The following is a 12,021-nucleotide window of genomic DNA, read 5'->3' as shown; positions in this document are numbered from 1 at the left end:
AATAGCTTACAGATTTGTGGGGATAATTTTGACAGAATGAAAAAAGGACGGTGCGCTATGGTAGTGAAAAATGTGGAGTTGCCTGAATACAGCGTGCTTATGTCTGTTTATGCAGGAGAGAAGCCTGAACATCTCAGGGCAAGTATCGAGAGTATGCTGTCACAGACCTATGTGACGAACGATTTTGTGCTTGTGTGCGATGGAAAGCTCACAAAAGAGCTTGACGAGGTAGTAGACTACTATGAGGAGAATTACGAGTGCTTTCACCCCATAAGGCTCAAGGAGAATGTTGGCACAGGAAGATGCGCTAACAGAGGTATAGACGCCTGCAAAAATGAGTATATAGTCAAAATGGACTCTGACGATATCGCTAAGCCTGACCGCTGTGAAAGGTCGCTTTATGCTTTGGCGAAGCACCCTGAGATAGATATGCTTGGGGCTTATATAGACGAGTTCGACAGTCAGACGGGCGAAGTGATAGCCACAAAGAAAACGCCATTGACCAATAAAGAAATACACAAATATGCAAGGCGGAGAAATCCGTTCAATAATCAGACCCTTGTTTATAAGAAATCCCGTGCTTTGAGCGTGGGAGGTTACAGCAATATAAAACGCTGTGAGGACTATGAGTTCGTGGTGAAAATGCTTGCGGACGGCGCAAGGGGAATAAATCTTGACAAAACGCTTGTGATGTACAGAGTTACGGCGAACAATTATGAGAGAAGAAGAAACTGGGCGAACACAAAGTCCTTTGTGAATGTCAGGTGGAAGATATTCCGTATGGGATATTCAAATCTGTGGGACTTTATTGTTCCATGCACTTTTCAGTTTTTCATTTTCATAATGCCGAAATCGCTGACAGGCAAGATATATAAGAGGTTTCTTAGGGGATAATGGAGAGCCGCAAACGTATAATAAGACAGCACATAAAATCAGCACTGCAAAAAACGCTTTTGCCGCTGTGCTACAAGTTGTCAAAGAAAAAGGATATAGACAAAAAGCTCGTTATCCTTGCAGACCTTAACAGCGTTTCTACTCCTGAGAGCATGGAGCTTATAAAAGCGGAGCTTCAAAGCCGTGGCTATAAGGTCAGGGAGATGTACTGCGACCTTTCAAGCTGTGGAATGGTCTCGGGGCTTAAATATATGATGAGCTTTATGAAAGCTTACGCAAATGCAAGGGCTGTGTTCATATGCAACTATTTTGTGCCTGTGACTTCCTGCAAAAAGCGTGAGGAAACGACAGTGATTCAGCTTTGGCATTCCTGCGGAGCATTGAAAAAGTTCGGCTATGACAGCGAGGAGGATATATCTTCCCATTTCAAAGGCTCTGTTACAAGGAATTTTGACCTTATCACTGTGAGCAGTAAAGAGTGCGTAAAGGCTTTTGTGTCTGCGTTCAGGCTGAAAGAAGATATCGTAAAGCCCCTTGGCGTCAGCCGTACGGACGTGTTCTTTGATGAAAGCTACAACGAGCAGTGCAGACGTGAGTTTTTTGAGAGATATCCCGACTATAAGGGCAAGAAGATAGTGCTTTATGCGCCGACGTTCAGGGGGAATGCTTTGGATTGTCATTGCGTGGGCGAGGAGTATGCCGCAGAGCTTGAAAAAAAGCTTGGGGAGGCTTGGAAAGTCATTATAAAAATGCACCCCAGACTTCACAGCGGGCTGACTAACTGCGATATTGCTACAAACAGGCTCATGCCTGTGGCAGATGTGCTTGTGACGGACTATTCGTCGCTTGTGTTCGAGTATGCACTGTATAAAAAGCCGTGGGTGATATTTGCCCCTGATATTGAGAGCTACAGCAAGGGCAGGAGCTTTTATCTTGATTATAAAATAGATATGCCTGCGCCTTTGGTGACGGAGGGAGAGAAGCTTGCACAAGCTGTGCTTGACAGTGAAAAGAGCTTTGACCGTGAGGGCGTGGAGCGTTTCACAGAAAAATATATGTCTGCCTGCGACGGCAGGTCAACGGAAAGAATAATCGACAGCGCTTTGGAAAAAGAGCGTTTTTGACGGAGATGATAAAAATAGAAGGAAAAAAGTTTGATTGGTTCGGGCTTACCCAGATATTGAAAGAGCATAAGGGAAAGCTCAGACAGATAAGAATGTTGTCGGTGAACGAGCTGAAAAAGAAGTATAAGGGCGCGGCGTTAGGTCCGATTTGGGCGCTTATAAAGCCGACCTTTACCCTTTTTATACTGTGGTTCGCCTTTGAGATAGGTTTAAAAAGAAACGGTGGAGTGCATTTCATTAACGGAAAGTATACTCAGTTCGTTTTCATGCTCACCGGCTATGTGCCGTGGTTTTATATTTCAGAATGTATCGTTGGAGGATCGAGGTCAATAAGAAGCAACAAGCAGTTTGTAACAAAGCTGTCCTTCCCTGTTTCAAATATCATGACCTTTACCTCACTTTCGGGACTTTATATCCACATTTTGCTGTGTGCTATAATGTATGTGGTGTTGCTGTGTCTGGGCTTTGGACCGAGTATTTACAATCTTCAGTTTATCTATTATGCGCTGATGATGTATTTTTTCTTCCTTGTGCTTTCGTGGATGACTGCTCCTCTCAGTGCGTTCAGCAAGGATTTTGAAAACCTTATAAACTCTGTTATAACAGGACTTTTCTGGCTTTCAGGTATATTCTGGAACACATATGATATCTCACCTTTGTGGCTGAGAAAGCTCATGTATTTCAACCCTATAAACTATTTTGTAAACGGCTATAGAAAGAGCTTTCTTACAGACACGTTTATTTTTGATTCTAACTATACCACCGAAACTATGGTGTTCTATGCGGAGTTTATCTTTATGATATTCCTCGGAGCGCACACCTATAAGAAGTTCAGGAAGATACTTCCTGACGTTCTGTAACAAAGGCTGAAAGGAACTGACTTTTAAATGGAAAATCAAGCGACTGAGCCAATTATTGAATTTTTGGACGTAAAAAAAGAATACTTTTTATATAAAAACGAAAAGGCACGCTTTAAGGCTATTTTCACAAAAAACAGGGGAGTAAAGAAGCACCCTGCCCTTAAAGGCGTGAGCTTCAAGATATACCCAGGCGAGTCTGTGGGAATTATCGGAAAGAACGGTGCAGGAAAATCGACCATTCTGAAAATGATAACAGGCGTAAGCTTTCCAAACAGTGGCACTATCACTGTAAGAGGAAAGGTTGCCGCATTGCTTGAGCTTACAGCAGGCTTTTCACTGGATATGACGGGTATGGAAAATATCTATCTAAAGGGCTATCTACTCGGTCTTAATGACGATCAGATAAAGGAGATAGAGCAGGATATAATTGATTTTGCAGATCTTGGAGAGTATATCGACCAACCTGTAAGAACATATTCAAGCGGAATGAAAATGCGTCTTGGCTTTGCTATCAATATAAATATCAAGCCTGATATCCTCGTTGTTGACGAGGCACTGAGCGTTGGCGACGCAGACTTTCAGAAGAAGTGCCGTGACAAGATAAATGATGTTATCTCCACTGGTGTAACGGTACTGTTCGTTTCCCACTCACGCAAGGCTATCGAGGAAACTTGTACAAGGGCGATATTCCTAAAAGACGGCAAGGTGCAGGTGGACGGCACTGTTGAGGAAGCCTTTGACGCTTACGATAAGAAAAAATGATCATGAAAGCTTTTCGTTTTTTGACGGGAAGCTTTTTGTTTACTCTTGTTATAGTTGATATTTGATAAGTGTATACAATTATCAATATTTAATTTTGTATAATAAATCATAGTCAAAAAGCTTTACAAAATCGCAAAAATGTGTTATAATAAGATATTATCGAAAGGAATTGATATTATGAATTGGGTTGAAATGGATATATATACCACAACAGAAGGCATCGAAGCAGTAACGGGAAGTCTGCTTGGAATGGGTATAAACGGCTTTGTTATCAAGGACGCAAAGGATTTTCAGGACTTTCTTGATGATAAGGACGGCAACTGGGATTATATAGATGATGACCTTATGGGACTAAAAAACTGTGAAACTACGGTGACAGTTTATCTCCCTGAGAACGCTCAGGGTCTTGAAAATCTTGAAGCTATGAAGCTGGAGCTTAAAGCGCTCAAAAAGCGTGACGTGAACAATGAGTTCGGCAGGCTTGAATATGAGCTTAAAAACGTTAAGGAAGAGGACTGGGCGAACAACTGGAAGCAGTATTTCAAGCCCCTTTGCGTTGGCGAAAAGCTTCTTATAAAGCCGTCATGGGAAAAGGTCGCTGAGGGTGAAAAGAGAAAGATACTGGAAATAGACCCTGCCTCATCTTTCGGCACAGGTCAGCATAACACAACCCAGCTTTGTCTGGAGCTTGTGGAGAAAAATCTCCATGAGGGCGACAGGATACTTGACCTTGGGTGCGGAAGCGGAATACTTTCTATCGGCGCATTGCTCCTTGGTGCTGAAAGTGCAACAGCGGTGGACGTTGACGAAAATTCTGTTAAGATAGCAAAGGAAAATGCAGAGAAAAACCATATAAGCGCAGAAAAGTATACAGCTTACTGCGGAAATATCATAGACGATAAGGCTCTGGTGGAGCAGATAGGCACAGGCTATGACCTGCTTTGTGCAAATATCGTGGCAGATGTTCTTATAGGCATGAGCGGGATTTTCGGCGGATTTATCAAAGACGGCGGAACGCTCATAGTTTCAGGTATAATCGACCAGAGAAAAGATGAGGTGCTTGACAGGCTTAAAGCAGAGGGCTTTGAGCTTATTGAGATAAGAGAAAAAGAAGACTGGGTGGCTGCGTCATTCAGGAAATAAGAGATGAAAGGACGGATCAAAATGCAGTTATTGTTTTTGGTTATCAAGAGAATCGAGTTAGTAGACGAAATCATGCGTTCGCTGGCACAGGCAGGCATAAGAGGAGGAACGGTCATTGACAGCGTGGGAATGGCGAAATCTATTTCTACAATGGATAATCTGCCTATGATCGGCGTTCTGAGATCTATTCTCAGCGGCGAGGATGCTGCACAAAAGGGCAAGACAATTTTCGTTGCCGTTGCAGACGATCAGGTAGATGTTGCAAGAAAGGCGATAACTGATGTTACAGGCGACCTTTCACAGCCTAATGCAGGCGTGCTTTTCGGTGTGCCGATCAGCTTTGCAGAGGGAGTAAATTAACACTTTATACAAGATAAAAAGCGTTGCACTTTTCACAGTGTAACGCTTTTTTTGGTGGATCAGTTTATTTTCATTTATGAAACTCTTAGAGAATAAAACAGATAAGTCCCGAACAGCCCTCGTTTATCATGCGCTCGATAGTTTCCTTTATCTTCATGCGTGCGTCCTCAGGAAGCTTTGAAAGCTTTGTGTGCAGACCCTCGCTCACAAGCTCGTGGAGTGACTTGCCGAAAATGTTTGACTCCCATATCTTTTCAGGCGATTCCTCAAAATCGTTGAGCATATAAAGCACAAGCTCCTCAGATTGCTTTTCCGAGCCGACGATAGGTGCTACCTCGGTGTTGATAGTGGTTTTCAGCAGGTGAATAGCTGGTGCGGCGGCTTTGAGCCTTACACCGTATTTTCCACCCTGCTTTATTATCTCAGGCTCATCAAGGGTCAGCTCGTTCATTTCAGGCATAACTATTCCGTAGCCTGTTTTCTCCATTTCATCAAGGGCAGAGCTGAATTTCGAGAAACGTTCTTTTATCTTCACAAGTTCCAAAATTCTCGGCATAAGGTCGTTTTCGTCCTTTATCTCAAGCCCTGTGGCTTCGCCTATTATCCTGAAAAACAGCGCAGGGTCAAGTTCCACCTTTATGACAGCCGAGCCTTTTCCAAGGTCTATCTCAGCCACCGAGCCTGAGGACACCTGCTCACAGCAGCATATCTTTTCGGCACAGTCTGAAATGTCACGAAGATTTGTCACGGCTGAAGCCGCTTCCTTGATATGTCCGAAAACCGCTTCTTTCAGCCAGTGACCCTTGTCAAGAGAGTTTATCCATGAGGGCATTGAGATGTTTATCTCTTTCACAGGGAAAGAGTATAGCAGAAGCGTAAGTATCTCTTTTATCTCTTTTTCCGAAAGCTCCAAACAGTTTATAGGCATAACTGTAGTGCCATATTTGTCGGAAAGCTGTTCGCAAAGGTCTTTTGTCTGCTGAGAGTAAGGCTCAGTGGTGTTCATAAGCACCACAAACGGCTTGCCTATCTGCTTCAGCTCGTCGATTATACGCTCCTCACATTCCTCGTATTCTTCTCGTGGAAGGTCGGTGATACTGCCGTCTGTCGTCACCACAAGACCTATGGTGGAATGTTCTGTTATGACCTTTTGCGTTCCCACCTCAGCCGCCATGTTGAAAGGCACTTCCGTGTCAAACCACGGTGTGACCACCATTCTCGGGGCTTCATTCTCAATGTAGCCTATGGCGCTTGGGATTATGTAGCCCACACAGTCTATCATTCGCACGTTGAAGCTTGCTCCGCCCTCTAGGGTGATGTTTACAGCCTCCTCAGGAATGAACTTAGGCTCAGTGGTCATGATAGTCTTGCCTGCGGAGGACTGGGGCAGCTCGTCAATGGCACGCTCCTTGCGGTAGTCGCTTTCAATGTTCGGTATAACGAACTGCTCCATGAACTGCTTTATAAAGGTGGATTTTCCCGTGCGGACAGGACCTACCACGCCTATATAGATATCGCCCCCCGTCCGTGTGGCAATGTCGGTGTAAATATCGTTTTTCATGTGTCTGTCCTCCTAGTTCATTAATGGGATAAGCAACATTCCCTGTTTTGATATTTTATCGTCGGTAAGCTCGTTTTCTTCAAGTATGGCGGTTATGGAAGTTGAATACTTTTTCGCTATCTCCCAGATATCGTCGCTCTCATTGCAGTAGCATATTTTCAGAGCGTATTTGTCATTTTTCTCTTTCGGCTTATCTGTGAGTACCCTAAGCTCTGATATCATAGTCCCTGTCTGTTGAATAGTCATTTCTCCGCCTATCTTGATATCGGCTTTAAGCTCCGCTGTTGTTTCGTCTGCAAGATAGTATGTGCAGTTTTCTATGCACAGGTCAGGGGATATGGATATCTCACCATTGACATTCTCCGGAATGGGTATCTCATGCTCAAAAGGCGAATCGTTTTCAAGATAAAGGGGAGTGCCGTCCTCGTTCCTGCCGATAATACAGAACGTCACGCTTCCTGAAATGATAAAGGCTTTCTTTTCCTCGTCAAGCCTTGATGTCACATTGGAAAGGGTCGCCCAACTGTCGTGAACACAGCGTATCTCACCCTCCTGGCAGGAAAGCTTTGCAGTAACACTGTGGCTGTCAGATAACTTTATGCTTTCGCTGTCAAGTTTGCTTTCACACCTTTCAGCCTCGCACTCAAAGCAGGTGGAGTATGCGTCTGTGACGATCTCACAGGTGGAAATCTTTTTGGCAACGCAGTTCACAAGAAGCACAAGCTCACATTCAAGTGTGCCAGAATCGTCAGATTTCGGTATGATATCACACCCCGCAGGGGTTATCCTCACGTCTGCGGTGAAAGTATCGTCAATGCCGTCTATGTCGATTATCTGTGAGAACGGCAGAGTAAACCGCATTGTTTCGGCTGTTTCTTCTCCATCGGTAGTTACGCAGGAGTAAAGCATCATTATCTCAGCGTCGCCCTTTGTCACAAGCTTGCCTGCTATCATCTTGTGTTCCTGTGGGATAATGCGGCAATCTGTCCGCAGGATAGTGCCAACAGGGGCTTTTGCCGCAGAAAGCTGCAATTCCTCTATTAGTGTGATACGTTTTGCAGCGGTAAGACGTTTTGCTGGGTATGTAACAGCCGCCTTTTTTAGCTGAATGCCGCAGCCGAATGCGTCTGTGACTATAGGCACAGTTACTTCGCCCGTTACCTTTGCGTGGATAGTCACAGCCCCCCTGATATCAAGTCTGCGCTGATTTACCACACGGCAGTTGACATAATCGCATTTTGGCGTGAGCCATATCATAGGGTCACCGCAATCCCCTTGCAGGTCGAAAGACTTTGTGTAGTTCATTTTCTGCTCGATGCAGTTTATCCGCTTGTCGTTCTGGCTGATGTAAAGCACTCTTATGAGCACTGCCATGTCAAAGCTGAGCTTTCCGCCGTTTATGGAATGGCTCTGTACTGTTGGCATGATAACGCATTTTAGTACCCTGAAAATATCGGGATAATAGTCGGGCAGCAGAAAATCCTTTTCCACAGCCTGCTCGCAGGAGGCGTCAAGGATAGTCCGTGTCATTGACAGCATCTCTCTGTTAAGCTTAAGATCCATAGTGTTCATCTTGTCTGTTTCCTCCTAAAAATAAACTGATCATACGATCGTAAAGGGCTTGTAATGCCCTGCTGAGAACATTATATTCACTTGGGACGGGTCATATTCTGAAAATCTCAGACAAATTTAATGTATTTTGTCGTCAGAGGCTTTTTCACACAGCGTAAAGGCTTTTCATAGACTAAGATATGTCATTGTATCTGACATAATACTGTCTGAAAGGAAACATAATAGTATGAATGGTCTACTTTGGGCTGCGGCAGGCACGGGCTTTACATTCTCTATGACGACGTTAGGTGCGGCTGTGGTCTTTTTCATGAGAAAAGAGGGGCAGAGCGAAAAGGTGCAGAAAGCCTTTTTAGGCTTTGCCGCAGGCGTTATGATAGCCGCAAGCGTGTGGAGCTTGCTTATCCCTGCCATAAACGAGGCGGAAGCTCTCGGCAGGATAGGCTGGATACCTGCCGCAGGCGGCTTTGCGCTAGGCGTGCTGTTTCTTATGGGGCTTGACAAGGCAATGCCTTATTTTTTACCTGAGCCTGAAAGGGAAGAGGGCGTCCGCAGGGGGCTAAAGCGTTCGGGAATGCTTATTTTCGCTATCACACTGCACAATATCCCGGAGGGCATGGCAGTAGGTCTTGCCTTTGCACTGGCGGCACATAATGACAGCTCGGTACTGCTGGCTTCTGCTATCGCACTTGCCATAGGCATGGGAATACAGAACTTTCCGGAGGGGGCGGCTATCGCACTGCCGCTGAGGCAATCGGGCATGGGCAGGGCGAAAGCATTCGGCCTTGGCACTCTTTCAGGAATTGTTGAGCCTGTTTTCGGACTTCTCACCGTTCTTGCCGCAGGTGCTATCCAACCGCTTCTTCCGTGGCTTCTTGCCTTTGCCGCAGGAGCAATGCTCTATGTGGTGGTGGAGGAGCTTATCCCCGAAGCACATCTGGGGGAAGGTCACATGGGAACAGTTGGCGTAATGCTAGGCTTCTTGCTTATGATGATACTTGATGTGGCGCTAGGATAAAAAGGCATATTTGTTAAAAACTGCGGTGAAATTTTTTACCGCAGTTTTTTTGTTGTGATAACGCACAAGTATCATGCGTTGACTTTGTGAGTTATTGCTTTCGTCTTTTTGACGTTTTTCGGTTGACAAACGGGGCATGATTTGGTATAATTGAATATGTGTAAAATATGTTCTGCTAAAAAGATAAAAAGAACAAAAAGAGAGCAGCGATAACCCTAAGACAACGAAAGGACAGATGAGAATTGACAAAGATAACTCGCACCTTTATTGCCTCTGCAGCGGCGTGTTTATTCGCCATTATGCTTATGACAGTAAGGTGCTTTGCTTATGATTATTCCACTATCACCGGCACAAAAGCCAGTGGAGCGGAAATAAGCGGATATTCGGGAGCGCTTGAAGTGAATGTTGTTGACTTCGGCGCAGACAAAAAGGGAAAGAAAGACTCCTCAAAGGCGATACAGAAAGCCCTTGACTATGCCATTGACAACGGCTCCAACTCTGTGCAGATAAAGGTCGTTGTGCCGAAAGGAAAATACAGGATAGACAAGCTTTTGGAGATATATTCAAACACTTGGCTGTATCTTGAGGACGGAGCGACTATTGTCAGAAATTTTGACAAGGGCTGTATGATAAAGAACGCTCAGGCAAACGGTGCAGGCGGATATGGCAGCGAGAGAAATATCGTTATCGAGGGCGGCTGTTGGGACGGCAACCCTTCGTCTACTTCAAGACCATTTTCTAATATGAGATTTGGTCACATGAAAAACCTTTGGATAAAGAACGTTGAGATAAAAAACAATTACAATGGTCATCATGTTGAGATAGGCGGTGTAAAGGGCATCACTATCGAGGATTGCGATTTTCATGGTTATACGGGAACATTTCAGAAAGAGGCTATACAGCTGGATACCATAAGTAACAGTGATGTTTTCCCGGCGTATGAGCCTTTTGATGATACCCCTTGCGACAATGCTGTAATAAAGAACAACAAATTCCATGACCTTATAAGAGGTCTTGGCTCACATTCAGCTTGTCTTGGTGTATATTATACTAATACACTTATATCAGGCAACTCATTTTATAATATGAGCGGAACAGCTATCGTACTTATTAATCATAAAAAATGTATAATCGAAAACAATACTATGAAAAACGTTGGCTGTGCCATAGATTTCAAGTACATGACCGATTATGAAAATGCAAATTTCCATGTGCCTAATTCAGGATATGCAGGTATAAAGGATCGTCTTGACGATAATGCCAATACCATAATAAGAAACAACGACATAACCGTTGTGGGTACATATTATTATCCCCAGCCGTATGCTATCCAGATATTCGGCAAGAAGCTTGAAAAGTCATACTCACACCCTGATTACAATTACACTGTAAAGGGCGTGAAGATAGTAGACAACACTATAAAAACAGCTGGTTCGGCAGTAAGGCTCACGGACGTTTCGGGAATTTTCATAGGTTCTAACGATATAAGCTATGACTATGACAGATATAATTATTCCATGGATCTTATATGGCTCAGCGAATCGTCACAGGTGACTGTGACCAAAAATAAGCTTACAGGCACAAAGCAGAACAGCGTTTATATAAGCGGTGGTTCAGGCAATGAGGTAAGCTCAAATACCATTAAAAAGCCGGGCGTGTCGGGAGTTTATGTTTCAGGCGGTTCTGATAAAAATACCATATCAGGCAATACTATAACCTCAGCAGACTCCAACGGCATAAAGATAACCAAAGAATCTAAGGCAGATGTGAGAAAAAACACTGTTAAGAAGTCTAAAAATCACGGACTTATATTCACTGGCGGAAGCGGTAAGGCTTCTGACAATATCCTTGAAGAAAACGGTCTTAGCGGTTTTATGGCTGACAACAGCGCTTCTGTGGAGTTTTTCAACAACACCTGCAATAAAAATAAAGGCTACGGAATAAAAGCTAATAAGAAATCTCAGGTTAAAATAAGCGGAAACAGCTTTGCTGACAACAGCAAGGGCGATGTTTACGTCACAGGCAGTGCGGCAGTGCTTCTGAACGCACCTGATAACGTAAAGTCGCAGGATATCTGCTCTGATAAGCTCACTTTAACATGGGACGAGGTGTCGCAGGCTGACGGCTATTATGTTTACAGAAAGACCGACGCTGAGGACGCAGAGTTTGAGCAGATAGCAACTGTAACAGACGGCACTTCATTTACAGACTATGGACTTGTTCCAAAAACAAGATATGTTTATAAAGTGAAAGCTTTTCTTGACACTGTTGACAGTGTCCAAGAGGGAAGCGACAGTGCGGATATGAGCATAAAAACAAAGCTCACTATTCGGGGTTGTACCACAAATATGCGTGGCTCTATGTCATACACTGGCAAGGAGAGAACGCAGATATTTGACGTTTTTGTAGACGGAGAAACGCTTATTCCTGACGTTGATTACAGAACAGTTTACTCTGACAACGTGAACATTGGAACTGCAAAGGTGACGGTTATAGGCATTGGTCAGTATTGCGACTCGGCTGATTTTCAGTTTGACATAACACTAAAGTCTGACAATGTGATGGTCATAAAGCCGCAGGAGCTTAACAGCAAGTCTATCGTTATGGGCAAGCCTACAATGAAAGCACAGGGCTATGAGGTAGCAGAAGCGGTCAAGGATAAGCTTGACCACACATCTCACAGAGAGCCTGCCATAGTGGTGAACTACAATTCACCTGCACAGGTAATCG

General features: G+C 44.2%; 10 protein-coding genes. 8 read left to right on the top strand and 2 right to left on the bottom strand.

All coding sequences use genetic code 11. The features are described from left to right. Positions 1-57 precede the first annotated feature (57 nt). From QVO88_RS10895 to QVO88_RS10870, 6 genes are all read left to right on the top strand, one after another. Positions 58-894 (top strand): glycosyltransferase, encoded by an 837-nt coding sequence (locus tag QVO88_RS10895; RefSeq protein WP_022288487.1) that lies wholly within the window; start codon positions 58-60, stop codon positions 892-894. After that, the gene (locus tag QVO88_RS10890; RefSeq protein ID WP_022288486.1) at positions 894-2,018 is read left to right on the top strand and encodes a CDP-glycerol glycerophosphotransferase family protein; all 1,125 of its coding nucleotides are present in this window, start codon (positions 894-896) and stop codon (positions 2,016-2,018) included. The genes QVO88_RS10895 and QVO88_RS10890 overlap by 1 nt, the downstream gene beginning before the upstream one ends. Before the next feature lie 5 nt (positions 2,019-2,023). Then, positions 2,024-2,878 (top strand): ABC transporter permease, encoded by an 855-nt coding sequence (locus tag QVO88_RS10885; RefSeq protein WP_022288485.1) that lies wholly within the window; start codon positions 2,024-2,026, stop codon positions 2,876-2,878. 63 nt (positions 2,879-2,941) lie between these two features. After that, a complete protein-coding gene (locus tag QVO88_RS10880; RefSeq protein ID WP_243271200.1) occupies positions 2,942-3,640 on the top strand; it encodes an ABC transporter ATP-binding protein in 699 nt (232 codons plus the stop codon). Between the two features lie 177 nt (positions 3,641-3,817). Beyond that, positions 3,818-4,783, top strand: coding sequence for a 50S ribosomal protein L11 methyltransferase (gene prmA, locus QVO88_RS10875; protein ID WP_022288483.1), 966 nt, complete (start codon positions 3,818-3,820; stop codon positions 4,781-4,783). 21 nt (positions 4,784-4,804) lie between these two features. Beyond that, positions 4,805-5,143 carry a hypothetical protein gene (locus QVO88_RS10870; protein ID WP_022288482.1) on the top strand — a complete coding sequence of 113 codons (339 nt, stop codon included), beginning with the start codon at positions 4,805-4,807 and terminating at the stop codon, positions 5,141-5,143. Positions 5,144-5,228: 85 nt separating this feature from the next. On the opposite strand, the gene spoIVA is transcribed toward QVO88_RS10870, so the two are convergent. Together spoIVA and QVO88_RS10860 are read right to left on the bottom strand one after the other, a co-directional pair. After that, positions 5,229-6,704, bottom strand: a complete 1,476-nt coding sequence (spoIVA, locus tag QVO88_RS10865) for a stage IV sporulation protein A (RefSeq protein WP_022288481.1) — start codon at positions 6,702-6,704, stop codon at positions 5,229-5,231. A gap of 12 nt (positions 6,705-6,716) precedes the next feature. Further along, positions 6,717-8,276 carry an SPOCS domain-containing protein gene (locus tag QVO88_RS10860; RefSeq protein WP_022288480.1) on the bottom strand — a complete coding sequence of 520 codons (1,560 nt, stop codon included), beginning with the start codon at positions 8,274-8,276 and terminating at the stop codon, positions 6,717-6,719. 226 nt (positions 8,277-8,502) lie between these two features. Between QVO88_RS10860 and QVO88_RS10855 the strand changes: the two genes are divergently transcribed. Both QVO88_RS10855 and QVO88_RS10850 read left to right on the top strand, forming a co-directional pair. Beyond that, entirely contained in the window at positions 8,503-9,291 is a 789-nt protein-coding gene (locus QVO88_RS10855; protein WP_022288479.1) for a ZIP family metal transporter, read from the top strand. Positions 9,292-9,533: 242 nt separating this feature from the next. Beyond that, on the top strand, positions 9,534-12,021 hold a 2,488-nt coding region (locus tag QVO88_RS10850), incomplete at its 3' end, for a right-handed parallel beta-helix repeat-containing protein (RefSeq protein ID WP_288178024.1).

Origin of the sequence: Ruminococcus sp. CAG:57, from assembly GCF_000435935.1 — a bacterium.
GTDB lineage: Bacteria > Bacillota > Clostridia > Oscillospirales > Ruminococcaceae > Hominimerdicola > Hominimerdicola aceti.
This window is presented reverse-complemented; position numbering and strand designations above follow the sequence as displayed.

Excerpts from the sequence above, each read along its gene's own strand:
- QVO88_RS10855 (WP_022288479.1), top strand. The coding sequence starts at position 8,503 with ATGAATGGTCTACTTTGGGCTGCGGCAGGCACGGGCTTTACATTCTCT.
- prmA (WP_022288483.1), top strand. The coding sequence starts at position 3,818 with ATGAATTGGGTTGAAATGGATATATATACCACAACAGAAGGCATCGAA.
- QVO88_RS10860 (WP_022288480.1), bottom strand. The coding sequence starts at position 8,276 with ATGAACACTATGGATCTTAAGCTTAACAGAGAGATGCTGTCAATGACA.
- QVO88_RS10885 (WP_022288485.1), top strand. The coding sequence starts at position 2,024 with ATGATAAAAATAGAAGGAAAAAAGTTTGATTGGTTCGGGCTTACCCAG.
- QVO88_RS10890 (WP_022288486.1), top strand. The coding sequence starts at position 894 with ATGGAGAGCCGCAAACGTATAATAAGACAGCACATAAAATCAGCACTG.
- QVO88_RS10870 (WP_022288482.1), top strand. The coding sequence starts at position 4,805 with ATGCAGTTATTGTTTTTGGTTATCAAGAGAATCGAGTTAGTAGACGAA.
- spoIVA (WP_022288481.1), bottom strand. The coding sequence starts at position 6,704 with ATGAAAAACGATATTTACACCGACATTGCCACACGGACGGGGGGCGAT.
- QVO88_RS10895 (WP_022288487.1), top strand. The coding sequence starts at position 58 with ATGGTAGTGAAAAATGTGGAGTTGCCTGAATACAGCGTGCTTATGTCT.